Below are 18,006 nucleotides of genomic sequence, written 5' to 3'. Positions count from 1 at the left end.
CGGGCCGGGCATTGGGCTAGAACTGCGCCTCGATGGAAATCCCGGCTTTGCGCGGATCGCCCGCGGTGGCCAGATTCGAGCCCGCCGAATAGAGATAAGTGAGGTAGAAGTTGTCGAGCACGTTGCGCACATAGGCGGCGACGGTCACCGGGCCGCTGCGCCATTCGCCCCGCAGATCGAGAGTCGTCGCCGGGCCGATCCGGCGGGCCGGATCGTTGGTGTCATCACTGAAATAGCCGGAATTGTGCCGGGCCTGGGCCGAGACAAGGACGCTGGGAAGGGGGCGCCAGTCGAGCGCCACCCGCCCGGTGAAGTGGGGCGACCGCTGGAACTCCTTCCCGTCGAGCGGGTCGGCCGCATCGAGCGCGCGAGTTAGGCGGGTTCGCAAGAGGCCGACGCCGGCGGCAAGCGACAGTGCGCTGTCGGGATCGAGGCGCAAGGCGACCTCTGCCCCGCTGGTCCGCGCGCGCGGCGCGTTGGCGATTTCCGATAGCGTTACGATTCCGCCGGGCGTGAACAGCAGCCGCACGAGCGATCGCTGGGCGTTGCGGATGTCGTAGTGAAACGCATTCGCTTCGAGCTGAACCCTGCCTCCCGCCAGCGATGTGCGCAGGAAGGCCTCGTAATCCCACAGTCGCTCGGCCTCGAACGTGTCGGCGCGTCCGCTGCGCTCCAGCGTCGTGCCGCCTGGGTTGAAGGCCTTCTGCACCAGGACGCCGATCCGCGTCCGCGGGGCTAGGTCGTATGCCAGCGATGCCTTCGGCAGCAGCGCCTCGAACGATCCCTTGTAGTTGAGCGAAATCGGCCCGGCAGCCGGGGTGAGCGACCCTTCGCGGTCCTGGCTGTCACGTTGGAACCGGCCCCCGACGGTCAGTTCCAGGCGCGGGACGAGCTTGATGCGGGCCTCGCCGAAAATGCCGGTGCTGAGCTGCTTGTCCTCGAAGCCGCCTTTGCCAAGCAATGCGGCGGTGAGGTCGATCCGCTGGTGCAGCCGATTGATGACGTGCGCCGCGCCCGCGAGGATCGACACAGAATCGGCTGGCTGGGCCGAGACGATCAGTTCCGCCGAGCGATCGCTTGCGGCGTTGTGGGCGACGCCGAAGCCGGGCGGGGCGGCGCGATCGATCGTGGCCCAACCCGCCGAGAAGTTGGCTGTAGCCGAGAAGGTCGAAGCGGGACGGTACTGACCGCGCAACGTCACGGCGTCGACGCTCGTCGAAAAGATGCCGTAGGTCGCGTTCGGATCGCGGCGCAGGCGGAAGGGGGCGCGCACTCCTTCAACCTGCGGTGCGTTGGAGCGGGTATGGCTGTAATTTCCCGTGATCCGCAGCCCCTGAACCGCTTGTGGGGTGGCCAGCAGCTTGAAGCGAAGCTGCTCGTAGCGGTCCTCGTTAGGATCGGCCCCGATAGCCGCGCTGGTCAGTGTGCTGGAGGGCCGCGACCGCCGCTTGTCCCCGCTGATGCGCGCGGCGACCTCGTTCTCGACCAGCGGGCCGGAAACCAGGAACGAGGCCTGGCGCGTGTCATAGTCCCCCGCCACCAGTCGCGCGCCGTACTCCCAATCGAAGGTGGGCTGCCGGGTTTCGACGAAGATGGCGCCCGCGATCGAATTGCGACCCTGCGTCGTCGTTTGCGGGCTGCGGAAGACCTCTATTCGCTCCACATCCCACAGCGGCGCGGTGCCGAAGGCGAACTCGTTATAGCTGATCGCGCGCCCATCGACCTGCAACGTCACGCGAGGACGGGTGCCGCCGAGGAAGGCGGGAAGGTCTCGCAGCACTCCAGTGGAGTCCTGGCCGCGGATGGTAGGCCCTTCGCCGCCCGAGCCGAGCTGGACATTGGGGATGCCTGCGAGGATTTGGTCGACGCGATCGGCACCCGACGCGCGCTCAAGTTCCTCGGCAGTGATCACTGTCACGCTCGAGGCGGTTTCCTTGACCGCCCGTGGCGCGCGCTCGCCGGTCACGATGATGGGTTGCGGCGCGCCTTGCGGGGCTTCGGCTGCCCATGCAGGATATCCGGAGGCGAGCGCGGCACCACCCATGGCAAGGCGGGATAGGGCTCGCCCACAACCTCCGGAATGTGACCTCGCCATAACCACAACCGCCCCTCAACGCCGGGTTTCGCCGAAATGATAACGGCTTACCCAAGAGCTTGGAAGCCAATCCGGTTGAAGAGCGCGGCGTCAGCTTTGGGGAAGGGGAGGCTCATGGTAAAACTCGACGCGCATGCGCATCGGGCCGTGCGTCACGACGTGATGAAGTGTCTGCGGGTCGATTTGCGCGGGGTTCTCCACCGTCACCTCGACCGTGCGGGCCGGGTCGTGGAAGACAAGCGATACCCGGCCTTCGAGGACGCGCAGAAGCCCCCACACTCCGGCCTTGGTCGAATGATCGTTGCGCAAGGCTTGCGGCAGCGTCGCCTCGTCAAACTCCGGCGTACTCTTGTAAGGTATTGGCCCGCTCACGCCGGCTCGACTTTGCGATCGAGGCGAAACCACAACGCGAGCTTGAGGCTTTCGGCGATATTTCGAGCCTTGGCCTGCAGCGCCGCCGCGGCCTCGGGCGCAAGCATCTCGTTCGTGACCTCGGACCAGAGTTCCAGCCAGCGTCCAAACATCTTGGGCTCCATCTCTGTCCGGTGCTTGATATGCGCGGCCATAGGGCTCCCTTTGTAAGTCCCGGTGGTCAACATTACCGAGGACCAGAACGCGATGAGCCGGTCGAGATGGTGAGGCCAGTCCTGGATCGACGCATTGAACAGCGGGCCGATGAAAGGGTCGGCGCGAACGCGTGAGTAAAATTCCGGAATGACCCGGGCAATGTCAGTTTCCGAAAGTGCATCTGTCATGGCACAACCTGTCAGGCTAAAAGCGGTATTGACAATACCTGTATCATGTTCGACAGGAATGCAAGGCCAATGAGGCCGACCAGCAGATGCGGTGATGTCTTGGCGGAGCCGCGAAACCACATGCTGCTGGCTGGTTTTACAAAGGTTTGGGTGTGCCTGGCTGGTTTGACATTCGTCAAATACCGCACCTGCGAACGCCTCTAGCGCAGCCCCGTCGGGACGGACGTCCCAGTGCGGCAAAGCGTCGAATTGGCGTTTGCCGAGCAGTTCCAGCAAGGCCAGTTCGCACTTGCGCATGTAGTCGACGGAAGCGATGATCACGCCATGAACCTGCCGATTTCAACGTGGGGAATTATCATAGGCGTGCTGGGGATTGTTGCCCTGGTAAGCGGCGCCTGGCTGCTACTTCGGGCGCGTGATGTGGCGCGCGTCGCCGACTCTCCTTCGAACGAACTGGCGCCGGGCCGGCAGCGTCGCCCATCGGCCAATCGGGGCACTGTCAGGCTGATCCTTGTGATCAACCTGCTGGCCACGATCGGCGCTCTGGCCCTGTTCGCGCTGGTGGCGACGCGGACGATTGGATCGCCTGAAACCCAGACAGATCCTTACGCACAGCGGCCCTGACGGGCCGGAAGGGAAGGGGCGCAGATGGAAAATCAACTCATCAAGGTCGGCGGCTGGCTGGTTGTCGCGCTGGTCGCGCTTGCCGCAAGCGCGATGGCGCACGACAGCGGTTTCGCGGTGCACATGGGCATCGCTTGCGCCGCCGCGCTGTTGGTGGCGTGGGTTACGCTGACCCGGGCGGATTATGCGGTCCTGACGGGACTCAAGCCCAAGTCGATGCCCGACGTGACCCGCTATGACGACGATCTTGTCCGCCTCGGCGTCCTGGCGACGGTCTTCTGGGGAGTGGTAGGCTTCCTGGTCGGCGTCGTCATCGCGACCCAAATGGTCTTTCCGACGTTCAACCTCGAGCCCTGGTTCAGCTTCGGCCGCCTGCGGCCTTTGCATACTTCGGGCGTGGTGTTCGCATTCGGCGGCAACGCCCTGATCGCGACCAGCTTCTACGTCGTCCAGCGTACTTGCCGCGCGCGGCTCGCCTTTCCGACGCTCGCCCGGTTCGTGTTCTGGGGCTACCAGATGTTCATCGTCCTGGCCGCCACCGGCTACGTCATGGGCATCACCGAAAGCCGCGAGTACGCGGAGCCCGAGTGGTACGTCGACGTGTGGCTGACGATCGTCTGGGTCGCGTATCTGGCGGTCTTCGTGGGCACGCTGCTGCGCCGGTCAGAACCGCACATATACGTCGCGAACTGGTTCTACCTCAGCTTCATCATCACCATCGCGATGCTGCACATCGTGAACAACCTGGCCGTTCCGGTCAGCTTCCTCGGTTCCAAAAGCTATTCCGCATTCGCCGGCGTCCAGGATGCGCTCACCCAATGGTGGTACGGGCACAACGCGGTCGCGTTCTTCCTCACAGTGCCGTTCCTGGCGATGATGTACTACTTCGTCCCCAAGCAGGCCGAGCGTCCGATCTACAGCTATCGCCTGTCGATCATCCACTTCTGGAGCCTGATCTTCCTCTACATCTGGGCCGGGCCGCACCACCTGCTCTACACGGCGCTGCCCGACTGGGCACAGACGCTGGGCATGGTGTTCTCGATCGTCCTGTGGATGCCGAGCTGGGGCGGTATGATCAACGGGCTGATGACGCTGAACGGCGCGTGGGACAAGATCCGCACCGACCCGATCATCCGCCTGATGGTTTTCGCCCTCGCGTTCTACGGGATGGCCACCTTTGAAGGCCCGATGCTGTCGATCAAGGCGGTCAACTCGCTTTCGCACTATACCGAATGGACTATCGGCCATGTGCATTCCGGCGCGCTCGGCTGGAACGGCATGATCACCTTTGCGGCGATCTATTACCTTACCCCGCGGCTGTGGGGACGTGAGCGGCTCTACTCGCTGAGGATGGTCAACTGGCACTTCTGGCTCGCGACGCTGGGGCTGGTGCTCTACGCCGCTGCGCTGTGGGTGGCGGGGATTACCCAGGGCTTGATGGCGCGCGAATACGGCGAGGACGGCTACCTTGTGTACGCCTTTGCCGAGATCGTAGCCGCGATGAAGCCCTACTATGCGATCCGGGTCGTGGGTGGCCTGCTCTACCTGTCCGGCGCGCTGATCATGGTCTTCAACGTCTGGATGACAATCGCCGGGAAGCTGCGCGAAGAAGCGCCGATGTCGAGCCCCAAGTACAATCCCGCCGCGGATCGGCCGCTGGCGCCCGCCGCGGTTCCGGCCGAGTAAGGACACGATCATGGCATCGCAGCTTGCCGCCCGGCACAAAACGATCGAGCGCAACGTCACGTTGCTTGGCGTCCTTGCCTTCGTCGCCGTGGCGATCGGCGGGATCGTCGAGATCGCGCCGCTGTTCTGGATCGATTCGACGATCGAGAAGGTCGACGGAATGAGGCCCTACACCCCGCTCGAACAGGTGGGCCGTGACATCTACGTGCGGGAGGGGTGCTACACTTGCCACAGCCAGATGATCCGCCCGTTCCGTGATGAGGTGGAGCGGTATGGCCACTACAGTCTCGCCGCCGAGAGCATGTACGACCATCCGTTCCAATGGGGCTCGAAGCGCACCGGGCCAGACCTCGCCCGGGTCGGCGGGCGCTATTCCGACGAGTGGCACGTCCAGCACCTGAAGGACCCTCGCTCGGTCGTTCCGGAATCGATCATGCCTTCCTACGCATTCCTTTCGGAGACCGATCTGTCGACCGACGGGATAGCGGGCAAGCTGCGTGCGCTCAGCGATGTCGGCGTTCCCTATTCCAAGGAAATGATCGATTCTGCCGAAAGCGACCTCAAGGCGCAGGCCGATCCCGCGGGCGATGCCGCCGCGCTGGCCAAGCGCTATCCCAAGTCGCAGGTTCGCGATTTCGACGGCGATCCTTCCCGCCTGACCGAAATGGACGCGCTGGTCGCCTACCTCCAGATGCTCGGCACGCTGGTCGACACCAACGCCGCCGCTGCGCAGGAGCGTGAACGGTGAACTACAACGAGATGCGCCACTTCGCTGACAGCTGGGGCCTGTTGTTCATGGGGATCACCTTCCTTATCCTGATCGGCTGGGCCCTTCGCCGCGGCGCTGGCGCGAGCCACGAACACGCTGCCCGCTCGATCCTGGAGAACGACGATGGCTGATCCGCGGATCGACAAGGCGACCGGCACGCCCACTGTCGGGCACGAATGGGACGGGATCGAGGAACTCGATACCCCTATGCCGCGCTGGTGGCTTTGGACGCTGTTCGCCACCATCGTGTGGGCCGTGATCTACACCGTGCTTTATCCGGCCTGGCCGATGCTCAATTCGGCGACCACCGGCGTCCTTGGCTGGTCGAGCCATGCGCAGCTCGAAGGCGAGGCCGAGGCCGAGCGGGTCCGCAAGGCGCCGATCCAGCTTGCCCTGGCGCGCATCCCGATCGAGCGTCTAAACGAAGATTCGCGGTTGATGCAGGCCGCGGTCGAAGGCGGACGGGCCGCGTTCAAGGTCCACTGCGTTCAGTGCCACGGTTCGGGCGCGGCGGGCAGCAAGGGCTACCCCAATCTCAACGACGACGACTGGCTGTGGGGCGGGAACATCAAGCAGATTCACACCACCCTGGTGAACGGCGTGCGCCAGCCGGGGAACAAGGAAACGCGGATGTCGCAGATGCCCGCTTTCGGGCGCGACGGCATCCTCGATCCCGCGGGCGTGCAGGATGTCGTCAGTTTCGTCCGGGTCGTTTCGCGCCAGGAAAAGCCCAGCGCGTCGTCGCGGCGCGGCGCGGTGCTGTTCGAAGCCAACTGCTCGGTTTGCCACGGGGTGAACGCAACGGGCGACCGCAAGGTGGGCGCACCCAATCTCACCGATGCGATCTGGCTTTACGGCGGCGATCGGGACTCGCTGACCCAGACCGTCACGAACGCCCGCTACGGTGTGATGCCCGCGTGGGGCACGCGTCTCGATCCGGTGACGATCAAGATGCTGGCGGCCTATGTCCATTCGCTCGGCGGGGGCGAGGATTACATTCCCGACGCGCCGGCGACGGCGGGCGCCACCCCGGCTCCGGCCGCCTCGCCCGCGCCCAGCCCAGCGGCCCCAAGCAATGTCCAGCCCTGAAGTCCTGACCGGCCCCCGCCAGACGCTCTTCGAAAAGCGCCGCAAGGTCTTTCCCAAGGCGATCGACGGCCCCTTCCGCCGCTTCAAGTGGCTGGTGATGGCCGTTACCCTGACGATTTACTACGTAACGCCCTGGCTGCGCTGGAACCGCGGACCCTACTCGCCCGACCAGGCCGTGCTGGTCGATCTGCCCGGCCGGCGCTTCTACATGTTCTCGATCGAGATCTGGCCGCACGAGTTCTATTACGTCGCGGGGCTGCTGATCATGGCCGGGATCGGACTGTTCCTAGTCACCTCGGCGGTCGGCCGTGCCTGGTGCGGCTATGCCTGCCCCCAGACGGTGTGGACCGATCTGTTTCAGCACGTCGAGCGGTTCGTCGAAGGCGACCGCAACGCCCAGCTTCGCCTCGAAAAAGCACCGTGGGGTCCGGAAAAGATCGCGCGAAAGGCCACCAAGCACGCCATCTGGCTGATCATCGCGGTGGCGACCGGGGGTGCGTGGATCTTCTACTTCGCCGACGCTCCCACCCTCGCGCGGCAGCTCTGGAACCTCGACGCGCCTTACCAGGCGTGGTTCACGATCGGGGTGCTCACCGCCACGACCTATGTCCTGGGCGGCCTGATGCGCGAGCAGTTCTGCATCTACGGATGCCCGTGGCCCCGGATTCAGGGCGCAATGCTCGACGAAAAGTCGTTGCTGGTCACCTACAAGGCTTGGCGCGGCGAGCCTCGGACGCATGGGACCAAGCGCGCTGGATCGGCGGTCCATCAGCCCGACGGCGACCTGGGCGCACAAGCCCAGTACGGCCAGCCCTCGCTCGTCGCGATGGCCTCTGATCCATCCAACAATCCGACCTTCGGCGATTGCATCGATTGCAATGCCTGCGTCGCCGTGTGCCCGACCGGGATCGACATCCGCAACGGGTCGCAGATCGGCTGCATCACCTGCGGCCTGTGCATCGACGCCTGCGACCAGGTGATGGACAGGGTCGGTCGGCCCCGGAAGCTGATCGGCTATTCGACCGCCGCTGACGAGTTGATCGCAGGCAATGGCGGCACGCCCGAACGCCCGCTCAAGCGCCTGCTTCGCCCGCGCACCATCATCTACTTCGTGATCTGGGGTTCGATCGGCGTGGCCCTGCTTTTTGCGCTCGGCGCGCGCACGCGGCTCGACTTGAGCATCCGGCAAGAGCGCAATCCCCAGTGGGTGCAGCTTTCCGACGGCGCCGTGCGAAACGCCTACACCATCAACGTGCGCAACATGGAGGCGCGCCCGCGCAAGGTGACGCTGACCGTCGAAGGGCTTCCCGGCGCGCTGATGTGGACCGATGCCCAAGCGCGCGAGAATGCCACGTCAACGCTTCAGCTCCAGGTCGCGCCCGACAAGGTTCACAAGGCCCGCGTTTATGTTGCGGCGCCCGAACGCCAGCGCCGGGACATTGCGTTCTCGATCCGCGCCAACGATGCGGAAGGCGGGGGCGACCGCGAGCGCAGCATCTTCGACGGGCCGGAGGGCGCGCAATGATCCGCGAATTCACCGGGCGTCACATGTGGTTCGTGATGATCGGCATGTTCGGCACGATCATCGCCGTAAACCTCGTGATGGCGCGCTATGCGGTCGAGACGTTCGGCGGCACCGTCGTCGACAATTCCTATGTCGCGAGCCAGGACTACAATCGCTGGCTGGCCGATGCCCGCGCCCAGAAGGCGTTGGGTTGGACGCTTGTCCCCCGTCGCAATGACGATGGACGGGTTGAGGTGGACGGCACGCCGCTGGCCGGGGTGCTGACGGGAACCGCGCATCACCCGCTCGGCCGTGCGCCCGATCAGTCGCTGCGCTTCACCCGAACCGCCCCGGGCAAGTGGGTCTCGGACAGTCCGCTTCCCGCCGGGCGCTGGATGTTGCGCCTGACACTTGTCAGTGACGGCAAGACCGCGCGCTACGCCTTAGAAATCCCCGCATGACCGCAGTTACCAGCACGTTCAGCGTGCCGGGACTGCATTGCGCCGGCTGCATAGCCAAGCTCGAGGGCGGGCTCTCCCGCGTCGATGGGGTGATCGGCGCGCGGGTGAACTTCACCAAGCGGCGCGTTGCCATCGCGCATGCGGCCGAACTCGACGACGAGCGCCTGCGCGACGTGATTGGTCGGATCGGCTTTCCCGCCGAGCGGTTGCTGGCCGATGACGAGGCCCGCTCCGCCCCTGAAAATCGCGAGCTGGGCCGGGCCCTCGGCGTGGCCGGTTTCGCCGCGATGAACATCATGCTGCTGTCGGTCAGCGTGTGGTCGGGAGCGCAAGGCGCGACCCGCGACATGTTCCACTGGCTGTCGGCGCTGATCGCGCTGCCGACCGTGGTCTATGCCGGCAGGCCGTTCTACCGCAGCGCGTGGTCGGCGCTGCGGCGGGGAACGACCAACATGGACGTGCCGATCACCATCGGCGTGTCGCTCGCCTGCGCGGTCAGCCTCTACGAGACGATGACCCACGGCCCCCATGCCTACTTCGATGGCGCCGTGATGCTGCTATTCTTCCTGCTCGCCGGCCGCTTCCTCGACGGGGTGATGCGCGCTCGGGCGGAAGATGGCGTTGCCGCGCTCCAGCGCCAGCGCGCGCCGCGCGGATTGGTGCTTGCGGCCCATGGGCACGCGGAATGGCGTGATGCCGACGAGCTGGCCCCCGGCATGAAGCTGCTGGTCGCGGCTGGCGAGGCATTCGCGGCCGACGGGACAGTCGTGGAAGGGACCTCCAGCGTCGACCGCGCACTGGTGACGGGCGAAAGCGCGCCGGAAAGCGTAGCGCCCGGCGCCGGGGTTCTGGCCGGAACGATCAACCTTGCAGCGCCACTCACGGTCAAGGTTTCTGCGGCGGGAGAAGCCACGGCGATCGCCGGGATCGCCCGCCTGATGGAAGCCGCAGGAGGCGCCCGGTCACGCTACGTCCGGCTCGCAGACCGGGCGTCCAGGTTCTACGCTCCTGCAGTGCACCTGCTCGCCGCGTTGTCGTTTGCGGGCTGGATGCTGGCGGGCGCTGGACTTCACCAATCGGTCCTGGTCGCCGTCGCGGTTCTGATCATCACCTGCCCTTGTGCGCTCGGGTTAGCGGTGCCCGTGGCCCAGGTGGTTTCGGCCGGGGCGCTGATGCGCCGCGGCATCCTGATCCGCGATGGAGCGGGGCTTGAGCGGCTGGCCGAGGCTGACGTGGCGCTGATGGATAAGACCGGGACCCTGACCCTGGGCCGCCCGCGCCTGATCGACACCGGCGGCCTCACCGCCGAAGAGGCGCCGGTCGCGCTCGCGCTCGCCCGCTCCAGCCGCCATCCGCTGGCCCGCGCACTTGCTGAATCGCTCGACGGCGGCACGGCGGCGGAGGTGACTGAACTGGAAGAGTCTCCCGGACTTGGCGTTACCGCCGTGTTCCAGGGCCAGGAGGCCGTGCTGGGCAGGATTGACCTTGGCGAGGGCGACCCAGCCGACATAGCGGCCAGCCGCCATGCTCTGACGACCGCCTTCCGCCTTGGCGACGGCCCGTTGCGCCTGATCCGGTTCGAAGACGCGTTGCGCCCCGACGCGGCGGCAGCAGTCAGAAGGCTCAGGGAACTGGGGCTTGAGCCGACCATCGTGTCCGGCGACGCCCCGCGCCGCGTGGACCGCATGTCCCGGCTTCTCGACGTTCCGGGACTTGGCGGGCTCTCGCCGCAGGGCAAGCTCGATGCAATCGCGGCGCGCCAGGCTGCGGGGCAGCACGTGCTGATGATCGGCGACGGGCTCAACGATGGCCCGGCGCTCAATGCCGCGCATGTCTCGGTTGCTCCGTCGTCAGCGTCGGATGTGGGCCAGAACTCGGCCGATCTCGTGTTCCTCGGCGATTCGCTCGCAGCCGTGCCGGTGGCGATAGTGGCTGCGCGGCGGACGATGCGCGTGGTTCGACAGAACTTCGCGATGGCGATCGGCTACAACATCGTGGCCGTCCCCATCGCGATGGCGGGGCTCGCCACACCGCTTATCGCGGCGCTGGCGATGTCGCTTTCCTCGCTGCTGGTGGTGGGCAATTCGCTGCGCCTGCGCGGGGCGGCGGCATGACCGGGCTTTCCATCCTTATCCCGGCGGCGCTCCTGATGGGCCTGCTCGGTCTCGCCGCGTTTCTGTGGGCGATGCGCAGCGGCCAGTACGACGATCTCGACGGTGCGGCCCAGCGCATCCTGATAGACGACGACCAGAAAGAACCGTTCGTCAATTTGCCAATTGCGTTTCCGGCGATCGAGCGCACACTTTCGGAAACAGAGACTCCAAGCCCCGCGGAGAAGATATGTCCAAGCAACAACTGATCGCGATGACGCATTCGCTCATCGAGCATGCGAAAGCGGGAACGCTCGAGCAGACGGACTCCATCGTCGAGATACCGGCATCGTCCTACACCGATCCGGAATTGTTCGAGCGCGAGAAGAAGCAGATCTTCAGCCGCCTGCCGTTGATGGTCGCGCCAAGCTGCGAACTGCCCGAAGCGGGCAGCTACAAGGCGATGACGGTGGCCGGCGTGCCGCTGCTGTTGACCCGAGACCGCGAGGGCAAGGTCGGCGCTTTCCTCAACATGTGCACGCATCGCGGAAATCCGGTTGCGCTGGGCGAGGGGAAAGCGAGCCGCTTCGTTTGCGGCTATCACGGGTGGACGTTCAAGAACGACGGCAGCCTGATCGGTGTCGCATCCGCCGAGGATTTCGGCCCGGTCGACAAGGCGACCCACTGCCTCAAGAAATTCCCGGTGCTGGAGCGGGCAGGGCTGATCTGGGCGACGCTCGATCCCAACTCGACCCTCGACATCGAGGATTTCCTCTGCGGCTACGACGAGATGCTGGAGCATTTCGGCTTCGCCAACTGGCACTTGTTCTCCAAGCGGACGATCAAGGGTCCCAACTGGAAGACGGCCTATGACGGCTATCTCGATTTCTACCACCTGCCGGTGCTCCACGCGAACACCTTCGGCGCAGATTTCTTCAACCGCGCCAACTACTTCGCCTGGGGGCCGCATCAGCGGCTGACTACCCCCACGGTAAAGCACGACAAGCTGGGCACCAATGAATCGATGAACCTCGAGGACGTGCCCGAGAAAGACTGGCCGATCGACGCGCTGCTTGCCGGCGTCTGGACGATCTATCCGCACATCTCGATCGCCAGCTTTTATGGCGGCAGTTCGCGCGGAGCGTTGCTGTCGCAGCTGTTCCCGGGCGACACCGTGGGCGAAAGCGTGACCACGCAGTATTACCTGATGGAGCGCGAGCCGACCGACCAAGAGACGATCGACGGCGCCAACCAGCAGTTCGATTTTCTGAAGACCGTGGTCGAGGGCGAGGATTACGCTACCGGCAAGCGCCAGCACGATGCGCTGATGTCGGGGTTGATGGAAAATGTCCTGTTCGGCAGGAACGAGGGCGGCGGCCAGGCCTTCCACCGCTGGACCGAGCGTCTGGTTTCGGCGAGCGACGCTGAACTCAAAACCATCTTTTCCCACCAGCAGGCGGCCGAGGCGGCGGAGTAGCCGCCCCGGCCCGCTTGGCGCCCCGTCAGCCGAAGGCGGGGCGGTGGTTGCTTTCGCCCCAGTCCTGACGGTTCGCCCAGTCCTGCATCGGTTCGAGCTTGCCTTCCAGTTCGGGGAACCGCTCGTAAACGTGGCCCATCTCGACCTCGAAGGGCTTGGTCGGCGCGGTGTTATTGTATTCGTAGAAGTCGCGGATTCCATCGGCGAAGGCAGCGCGCATTTCGGCCGGCATGTCGTCACCTGCCGCCTCGACCAGGTACTTGCCGAATTCGGCCGGCGTGCAGGGATCGTATTTGATCGGCTTCTTGAACGTGTTCGACAGGATTTCCGTGACCTGCTTGCCCTTCAGCCGCTCGGGACCGCCGATGTTTAGCCAGGCGCCTTCCATGTCCGGACGCTCGATCGAGGCGAGCATGAACTTGGCCACGTCGTCGAGACTAATCCAGTTGGCCTCAAGCTGCGGGTTGTGCGGATAGACGTAGCGTCCCTCGTTGACGATGAAAGGCCGCGCCCAGTTCGTCAGCAGGTTGTCCATGAACAGGACCGAGCCGAACACCGTGCCCGGCGCGCCCGAGCGCCAGAGCGCGTTGATCCCGGCGGTGTTGCCGGCATAAGTGAACGCATCGCCCGGCTTGTCGGGAATCCAGCTCGAGGTGTTCCAGACCACCCGCTTCACTCCGGCTTCGGCGCCGGCCTTGCCGACCTGGCCGACCAGCACCGCGCGGTCGGCGCGGGCCTGCAGCGGGTGGGTGTAGAAAATGTAGTCCGAACCCTCGAACGCATTCTTGTAGGTTTCGGTGTCGTAGAGATCGATGGGACGAACCTCGACCTTGTCGGAACCTTCGATCTTCGCTCCGGCAAACGGATCCTCATGGCGGGAAAGCGCGCGCACGTCATAGCCCGCGGCCAGAGCCTGCCGGACTTGTGCCATTCCCTGGCGCCCTGAAGCGCCGACGACAGTGATAAGCGCCATATTCAAGCCTCTCCGTTCAATTGGTTTGGAAACGAAACTATGACTCAGGGAAAAGGGGCGCACCCGACCAAATTGATAGCGCGTCCTATTATTTTGAATCGTGGACGATAGCACGCGCAAACGCACGATGACCCATGGAGGTGAAGGATGCCCGGAATGCTCGAAGACCGCGAGACCATCCGCGAGATCATCGGACTTTACGCTCACGCGATCGACCGGCGCCGCTGGGACATGATGGCGCGCCTGTTTCACGCAGATGCGACGTTCGGGTTTGGCCCCGTCGGCGGGGACTGGGCCAGCTTCGTCGAGCAGGCAAAGGCGATCATCGACCCATGCATCGCCACGCAGCACCAGCTTGGTCAGACGCTGATCGCGTTCGAGAATGCCGATGTCGCACATTGCGAAACCTACATGACGGCAACACACCTCGTTCCCGCCGGATACCCCCTGCCGAGCGTTTATCCCGACCGGGGGGAGACCTATACGGCGGTCATCGCCGGGCGCTATGTCGACAGGTTCGAAAGGCGCAGCGGAGACTGGCGGATCGCCCACCGCCAGGGTCTCTATGACTGGCGAGAATATCGCAGCATCGGCGATGCCGACCTTTCGGGAATGCCGGAAGGGGCGTGCGGATATCACGACGACCGCGATCCCTCGACCCCGGTCGTCGCCGCCTGGCGCTCTGCCTAGCGCCGAAGAATGCTGAACACGCCCGACATCGTCGCGACCACGGTGTCGCCGCAGCGGATCGTCCCACTCGCGTAGCCGAGACGCTTGCCGATCCGGTCGATCCGCGCTTCGGCCTCGAGCCAGTCTCCGAGCCGTGCTCCACCCAGGAAATTGACGGTGAGCGTGGCGGTCGCGACCGGCAGAGGGGGCTTTTCGCTGGCGAACAGGACAAACGACAGGGCGACGTCGGCGAGGGTAGTCAGCACCCCTCCGTGTGCGACGTCCTGATAGTTGAGATGACCCTCCTCGACCCGCATTCCGACGATCGTGCCCTCTAGGCCCTTGCCAAGGAAATAGGGACCGCCCCGATCGAGGAAGCCGGGAGAAAAGCCAGCGGACTTAAACCCTGGCGGTGCAGCAATTTCTGTCATTCTGCATTCCTAGCGCGGTGCGCGCGCCAGTCGCGCTATGAATTGTGCCAATGGTCGGGTGGGCGGCGCAGCGTAAACCGATGGGCCATGCTTGGAACGCATCTTCCCGTCCGCCAGCTCGCGTTCTTCGTCGCGGACGTTCGCGCCGCAGCGTTGGCGCATGTCGCCGCGTTCGGCTCTGGGCCTTACTTCGTGGCAGACCATGTCGCGCTCGCGAGTTCCCAACATCGCGGTGTCGAGCGTCCGTTCGATCACTCTTCGGCCTATGGCCAATGGGGAAGCGTGATGGTCGAATTCGTCGCGCAGCATAATCCTGATCCGAGCGCGCTACGCGACGCCTTCCCGCAGGGACCGGTGGGGGGACTTCATCATACTGCGCTTTTCGTTCTCGACCTCGACGCTTCCATCGCCGCGTTCGAGGAGCAGGGGATGCCCCTTGCGCAGCTTTCGGTAACGCAGGGCGGTACGGCCTTCGCCTTCATCGATGCGCTGGACCGGTTCGGCCACATGCTCGAGCTGTACGAACCCGCGCCGCTGCTCACAGGCTTTTACGAATTCATCGCGTCCGCGGCCGAAGCCTGGGACGGGCGTGATCCCTTAAGGTCGCTGGGCTGAGGAGAACGAACATGCCGGGAGCGGCGCACGACGCAATCGAGAATTTTTGGAAAACCCAGGACAGCGGCGACTACACCAAACTGGTGGATCTGTTCGCCGAGGACGCCGTGGTCGAAGACATGGTCTGGGGGACTTATCGCGGCCGCGATGAGATCATGGCCTTCATGTCGACGATGGTTAAGGTCATGACCGAGCGAAAGATCCATTTCACGGTCGACGAGATTTGCGGCGACGATCACACCGCGTGGTCGCGCTGGACGATGGTGTCGCCCGCCGGGAGCCGCGGCGGCTGCGGGATATACAAGGTGTCTGGCGGCAAACTGACCTATTACCGCGACTACTCCGACCCGGACGAGCACGAACAGCCCGCGCGCTGAGGGGCTACATCGGTCGGTAGCGCGGATGGCCCGAAGCGCTGAGATCGAGCATCGGCAAGGCACCGGCGGGTCCATCTCCGCCGATGTGCTGGGGCGGCAGCGGCATCGACCAGTCGAGGATATAGTCGCGCCGCGAGATGCGCCATTCATCGCCCCTTTTCTCGAACTCGTCGAGGTAGCGCCCGCCGAAGACATTTCCTGAATGGATGCCATCGGCGCCTTCGCGTGTTGCCGTCGCGATGCCGTAGCATTCGCTGCTCGCCCTATCCGCACCGTGCAGCTTGATCTGGAGGCCGCTCAGCATGTGCCAGCGCCGGCCGGTCGAACGCTCGATGTTCATCACGACCGGGACGAAATCGGCAGCCGTTCCGCTGAAGAAGCCATAGTTGATCGCCGCGTCGGGCCAATAGCAACTGGCCTGTCCTGCGTCGTCGAGCCAGTCGAGCGTGCGGGCATAGCGCGCAATGACCGCAGTAATGGCGCGCTCGTCCAGCAGCGCCTGCAGTTCAGGGTCGCGGGTCACTTCCGCCCGCTCCACCATGGCGCGATCTGTAGCGGAAAGCGCTCCTGCGCGATGCGCTGTTCGGGCGGCGCATCGTCTGCCAGAGGCGGGTCAAGCGTTCGCGCCAGGCCTCCGCCAGCGTCCGCCACCGGGTCGATATACTCAAGGCGAATATCCTCAAGCACGTCGCCGAAGTCATGGCCTTCGTGATGATCCGACATCTGGTGATGGTAGAATGCCGCCTTGTCGGCGAACGACAGCAGGCAATAGTAGCTGTTGGGCTCCTGACCCTTCCAGTATTCGTAGCGCCGCACGCCTTCTTCGGTGGCGAAAGTCTGCGCCACCATGTCCTGCATGATCGCTTCCCACTTGGCTTCCTTGCCGGGCTTGATCCTGATGTGGGCGAGAAGGGTGGTCATCGGGCGGGCTCCGCGGTCGAATTGAGGGAGAGTCTCAGTTCCAGCGTACCGAGCATGATCCCCGGCTGGTGAAGGAAGGTGTTGCCGGGCGCGTAGACAATGCCGCCCAGCCGATCGAGCAGGCGGTTCCAGGCGATTGTCTGCTCCAGCCGCGAGAGGCCAGCGCCAGGGCAGACCCTGGGCCCGGCGGAAAACGCCAGGTGACGTGTCGCCGCGCGGCGGTCGAGCTTGAGGGCGAGCGGATCGTCGAACTCGTCGGGATCGATGTTGGCTGCGGCCCAGCGCAGATGAAGGGTCGATCCCGCCGGCACGGCCACGCCCTGGAGCACTTCGTCACGCGACGTGACCCGCGTCGATAATCCCTGCGTGGGGGAGCGCAGGCGCATCGCTTCCTCGATAAAGGTCCGCACCAGGCCGCGATCCTCGCGCAGCGTGGCGAAGAGGCCATCCTGTTCGCAGATTAATTGGGCCTGCTCGCAAAGCGCGTACTGCGTCGTTTCAAGCCCGCCGATGACCATCGCATAGACGATGCCGTTGATCTCCGCGTCGCTCAGCTTGCGGTCGAGCGCCTGGTAATGGACCTGCGTCAGGAAGCTGATCATGTCATCCTGAGGCGCGGCGCGTTTGCGTTTCACCTGGTCGCGGACATAGTCCGAGAAGCCGGCGAGCAGACGAAACTTCTCGCGCGTTTGCTCGGGCGTAATGATGTTGTTGTGGCCGCAGCCGTGGACGTAGGACAGGACCTGCGCGTTGCCCCAGATTTCGAGTTGGGGAATGTCCTCCTGCGGAAAGCCCAGCACAGAAGCCATCGTGCGCTGGGGAAGCGGGCGAGCGAAGGCCGCGACGAAATCGACTTCGGCGCTGTCTGCGAACGCATCGATCAGGTCATCGACGTGGCCAGTGATCATTTTTTCGTGGCGGCGCGCGCCGGGGCCCACCCAGGGGTCGGTCAGTTCCTGGCGATGGGCGCGCCACAGTTCGGGCGTAGGGCGCAGCGATACGATCGACTGCACCATGGCGTCGATATCAGGCATTTCCCGCGACAGCGATCCCGACTGCTCGATCTGGGCGACGAGCAGCGAAAGGGTGGGCGGGAATCTCTCCCAATCGCGTACGACCCGCGAAATGTCGGCATACTTCGTAAGGATGAACGCATCGCGATCAGGCGTCATGCCTTCCCCGGGAAGCCGCAGGACGGGTGCCTCGGCGTGGAGGATGTCGTAGGCTTCGTACCAGTGTTCGGCTGCTCCCGGACCGAACAGGTCGACATCGGCCAAGGCGTGGGGGCAGTCCATCGGGCTCAGGTCGTGGTTTACGTGCCGTTCCATTCCGTCTCCGCCCGCTTGCCTGGCGTCTATCGAAAGCGCCAATTGTGCAGGATGGAATTTGGACCGAGCGTCGCCGGGTCGCCACGCGCAATTTAAGGAGGATCAGCTGAACAGGATCTCCAAGCTAGCCCCCGAAGAATGG

Annotated in this window: 20 protein-coding genes and 1 pseudogene; 13 read left to right on the top strand and 8 right to left on the bottom strand. The window is 64.7% G+C overall.

The window, feature by feature from the left end; translation table 11 throughout:
* Positions 1-16: 16 nt before the first annotated feature.
* The 3 genes from ACFO0A_RS11175 to ACFO0A_RS11165 form a co-directional block, all read right to left on the bottom strand.
* A complete protein-coding gene (locus ACFO0A_RS11175; protein ID WP_379539084.1) occupies positions 17-2,044 on the bottom strand; it encodes a TonB-dependent receptor in 2,028 nt (675 codons plus the stop codon).
* A gap of 141 nt (positions 2,045-2,185) precedes the next feature.
* Positions 2,186-2,467: a TehB family protein gene (locus ACFO0A_RS11170; RefSeq protein ID WP_379539083.1), complete on the bottom strand. Its 282-nt coding sequence runs from the start codon at positions 2,465-2,467 to the stop codon at positions 2,186-2,188.
* A complete protein-coding gene (locus ACFO0A_RS11165; protein WP_379539082.1) occupies positions 2,464-3,171 on the bottom strand; it encodes a group III truncated hemoglobin in 708 nt (235 codons plus the stop codon). Before ACFO0A_RS11165 ends, ACFO0A_RS11170 begins: the two co-directional genes overlap by 4 nt.
* 3 nt (positions 3,172-3,174) lie before the next feature.
* On the opposite strand from ACFO0A_RS11165, the gene ACFO0A_RS11160 reads away from it, so the two are divergent.
* From ACFO0A_RS11160 to ACFO0A_RS11115, 10 genes and pseudogenes are all read left to right on the top strand, one after another.
* Positions 3,175-3,474: a hypothetical protein gene (locus ACFO0A_RS11160; protein WP_379539081.1), complete on the top strand. Its 300-nt coding sequence runs from the start codon at positions 3,175-3,177 to the stop codon at positions 3,472-3,474.
* A 24-nt stretch (positions 3,475-3,498) separates the two neighbouring features.
* The gene (ccoN, locus tag ACFO0A_RS11155; protein ID WP_379539080.1) at positions 3,499-5,160 is read left to right on the top strand and encodes a cytochrome-c oxidase, cbb3-type subunit I; all 1,662 of its coding nucleotides are present in this window, start codon (positions 3,499-3,501) and stop codon (positions 5,158-5,160) included.
* Between the two features lie 10 nt (positions 5,161-5,170).
* Positions 5,171-5,908: a cytochrome-c oxidase, cbb3-type subunit II gene (ccoO, locus tag ACFO0A_RS11150; RefSeq protein WP_379539079.1), complete on the top strand. Its 738-nt coding sequence runs from the start codon at positions 5,171-5,173 to the stop codon at positions 5,906-5,908.
* Positions 5,905-6,060: a cbb3-type cytochrome oxidase subunit 3 gene (locus tag ACFO0A_RS11145; RefSeq protein ID WP_379539078.1), complete on the top strand. Its 156-nt coding sequence runs from the start codon at positions 5,905-5,907 to the stop codon at positions 6,058-6,060. Before ccoO ends, ACFO0A_RS11145 begins: the two co-directional genes overlap by 4 nt.
* Positions 6,053-7,018, top strand: a complete 966-nt coding sequence (ccoP, locus tag ACFO0A_RS11140; protein ID WP_379539077.1) for a cytochrome-c oxidase, cbb3-type subunit III — start codon at positions 6,053-6,055, stop codon at positions 7,016-7,018. Before ACFO0A_RS11145 ends, ccoP begins: the two co-directional genes overlap by 8 nt.
* Positions 7,005-8,543 carry a 4Fe-4S dicluster domain-containing protein gene (locus ACFO0A_RS11135; protein WP_379539076.1) on the top strand — a complete coding sequence of 513 codons (1,539 nt, stop codon included), beginning with the start codon at positions 7,005-7,007 and terminating at the stop codon, positions 8,541-8,543. Before ccoP ends, ACFO0A_RS11135 begins: the two co-directional genes overlap by 14 nt.
* Entirely contained in the window at positions 8,540-8,983 is a 444-nt protein-coding gene (locus tag ACFO0A_RS11130; RefSeq protein ID WP_379539075.1) for a FixH family protein, read from the top strand. Before ACFO0A_RS11135 ends, ACFO0A_RS11130 begins: the two co-directional genes overlap by 4 nt.
* Entirely contained in the window at positions 8,980-11,097 is a 2,118-nt protein-coding gene (locus ACFO0A_RS11125) for a heavy metal translocating P-type ATPase (protein WP_379539074.1), read from the top strand. Before ACFO0A_RS11130 ends, ACFO0A_RS11125 begins: the two co-directional genes overlap by 4 nt.
* A pseudogene (ccoS, locus tag ACFO0A_RS11120) lies at positions 11,094-11,231 on the top strand (cbb3-type cytochrome oxidase assembly protein CcoS); the annotation flags it as partial. The gene ACFO0A_RS11125 and the pseudogene ccoS, both read left to right, overlap by 4 nt.
* 92 nt (positions 11,232-11,323) lie before the next feature.
* Positions 11,324-12,550 (top strand): aromatic ring-hydroxylating oxygenase subunit alpha, encoded by a 1,227-nt coding sequence (locus ACFO0A_RS11115; protein WP_379539073.1) that lies wholly within the window; start codon positions 11,324-11,326, stop codon positions 12,548-12,550.
* A 25-nt stretch (positions 12,551-12,575) separates the two neighbouring features.
* Here ACFO0A_RS11115 and ACFO0A_RS11110 read toward each other — a convergent pair whose 3' ends face one another.
* Positions 12,576-13,523 (bottom strand): SDR family oxidoreductase, encoded by a 948-nt coding sequence (locus tag ACFO0A_RS11110; RefSeq protein ID WP_379539072.1) that lies wholly within the window; start codon positions 13,521-13,523, stop codon positions 12,576-12,578.
* A gap of 156 nt (positions 13,524-13,679) precedes the next feature.
* Here ACFO0A_RS11110 and ACFO0A_RS11105 point away from each other — a divergent pair, with 156 nt between their 5' ends.
* Positions 13,680-14,213: a nuclear transport factor 2 family protein gene (locus ACFO0A_RS11105; RefSeq protein ID WP_379539071.1), complete on the top strand. Its 534-nt coding sequence runs from the start codon at positions 13,680-13,682 to the stop codon at positions 14,211-14,213.
* Here the strand turns inward: ACFO0A_RS11105 and ACFO0A_RS11100 are convergent.
* Complete coding sequence (locus ACFO0A_RS11100; RefSeq protein ID WP_379539070.1) at positions 14,210-14,623, bottom strand: PaaI family thioesterase; 414 nt, start codon at positions 14,621-14,623, stop codon at positions 14,210-14,212. The genes ACFO0A_RS11105 and ACFO0A_RS11100 overlap by 4 nt on opposite strands.
* An 87-nt stretch (positions 14,624-14,710) precedes the next feature.
* Here ACFO0A_RS11100 and ACFO0A_RS11095 point away from each other — a divergent pair, with 87 nt between their 5' ends.
* Both ACFO0A_RS11095 and ACFO0A_RS11090 read left to right on the top strand, forming a co-directional pair.
* A complete protein-coding gene (locus ACFO0A_RS11095) occupies positions 14,711-15,238 on the top strand; it encodes a VOC family protein (RefSeq protein WP_379539069.1) in 528 nt (175 codons plus the stop codon).
* An 11-nt stretch (positions 15,239-15,249) separates the two neighbouring features.
* Positions 15,250-15,615, top strand: coding sequence for a nuclear transport factor 2 family protein (locus ACFO0A_RS11090; RefSeq protein ID WP_379539068.1), 366 nt, complete (start codon positions 15,250-15,252; stop codon positions 15,613-15,615).
* A 4-nt stretch (positions 15,616-15,619) separates the two neighbouring features.
* On the opposite strand, the gene ACFO0A_RS11085 is transcribed toward ACFO0A_RS11090, so the two are convergent.
* From ACFO0A_RS11085 to ACFO0A_RS11075, 3 genes are read right to left on the bottom strand one after another with little or no spacing between them, the layout of a single operon-like run.
* Positions 15,620-16,138, bottom strand: a complete 519-nt coding sequence (locus ACFO0A_RS11085; RefSeq protein WP_379539067.1) for a nuclear transport factor 2 family protein — start codon at positions 16,136-16,138, stop codon at positions 15,620-15,622.
* Positions 16,135-16,536: a putative quinol monooxygenase gene (locus ACFO0A_RS11080; protein ID WP_379539066.1), complete on the bottom strand. Its 402-nt coding sequence runs from the start codon at positions 16,534-16,536 to the stop codon at positions 16,135-16,137. The genes ACFO0A_RS11085 and ACFO0A_RS11080 overlap by 4 nt, the downstream gene beginning before the upstream one ends.
* Positions 16,533-17,864 (bottom strand): cytochrome P450, encoded by a 1,332-nt coding sequence (locus ACFO0A_RS11075; RefSeq protein WP_379539065.1) that lies wholly within the window; start codon positions 17,862-17,864, stop codon positions 16,533-16,535. Before ACFO0A_RS11075 ends, ACFO0A_RS11080 begins: the two co-directional genes overlap by 4 nt.
* Positions 17,865-18,006 lie beyond the last annotated feature (142 nt).

Source organism: Novosphingobium tardum (assembly GCF_042652045.1).
GTDB lineage: Bacteria > Pseudomonadota > Alphaproteobacteria > Sphingomonadales > Sphingomonadaceae > Novosphingobium > Novosphingobium tardum.
This window is presented reverse-complemented; position numbering and strand designations above follow the sequence as displayed.

Bases quoted from the DNA above. Each gene is read 5' to 3' on its own strand.
- ACFO0A_RS11175 (WP_379539084.1), bottom strand. From the start codon at position 2,044: ATGGGTGGTGCCGCGCTCGCCTCCGGATATCCTGCATGGGCAGCCGAA.
- ACFO0A_RS11160 (WP_379539081.1), top strand. From the start codon at position 3,175: ATGAACCTGCCGATTTCAACGTGGGGAATTATCATAGGCGTGCTGGGG.
- ccoN (WP_379539080.1), top strand. From the start codon at position 3,499: ATGGAAAATCAACTCATCAAGGTCGGCGGCTGGCTGGTTGTCGCGCTG.
- ccoO (WP_379539079.1), top strand. From the start codon at position 5,171: ATGGCATCGCAGCTTGCCGCCCGGCACAAAACGATCGAGCGCAACGTC.
- ccoP (WP_379539077.1), top strand. From the start codon at position 6,053: ATGGCTGATCCGCGGATCGACAAGGCGACCGGCACGCCCACTGTCGGG.
- ACFO0A_RS11135 (WP_379539076.1), top strand. From the start codon at position 7,005: ATGTCCAGCCCTGAAGTCCTGACCGGCCCCCGCCAGACGCTCTTCGAA.
- ACFO0A_RS11130 (WP_379539075.1), top strand. From the start codon at position 8,540: ATGATCCGCGAATTCACCGGGCGTCACATGTGGTTCGTGATGATCGGC.
- ACFO0A_RS11125 (WP_379539074.1), top strand. From the start codon at position 8,980: ATGACCGCAGTTACCAGCACGTTCAGCGTGCCGGGACTGCATTGCGCC.
- ACFO0A_RS11115 (WP_379539073.1), top strand. From the start codon at position 11,324: ATGTCCAAGCAACAACTGATCGCGATGACGCATTCGCTCATCGAGCAT.
- ACFO0A_RS11110 (WP_379539072.1), bottom strand. From the start codon at position 13,523: ATGGCGCTTATCACTGTCGTCGGCGCTTCAGGGCGCCAGGGAATGGCA.
- ACFO0A_RS11105 (WP_379539071.1), top strand. From the start codon at position 13,680: ATGCTCGAAGACCGCGAGACCATCCGCGAGATCATCGGACTTTACGCT.
- ACFO0A_RS11100 (WP_379539070.1), bottom strand. From the start codon at position 14,623: ATGACAGAAATTGCTGCACCGCCAGGGTTTAAGTCCGCTGGCTTTTCT.
- ACFO0A_RS11095 (WP_379539069.1), top strand. From the start codon at position 14,711: ATGCTTGGAACGCATCTTCCCGTCCGCCAGCTCGCGTTCTTCGTCGCG.
- ACFO0A_RS11090 (WP_379539068.1), top strand. From the start codon at position 15,250: ATGCCGGGAGCGGCGCACGACGCAATCGAGAATTTTTGGAAAACCCAG.
- ACFO0A_RS11080 (WP_379539066.1), bottom strand. From the start codon at position 16,536: ATGACCACCCTTCTCGCCCACATCAGGATCAAGCCCGGCAAGGAAGCC.
- ACFO0A_RS11075 (WP_379539065.1), bottom strand. From the start codon at position 17,864: ATGGAACGGCACGTAAACCACGACCTGAGCCCGATGGACTGCCCCCAC.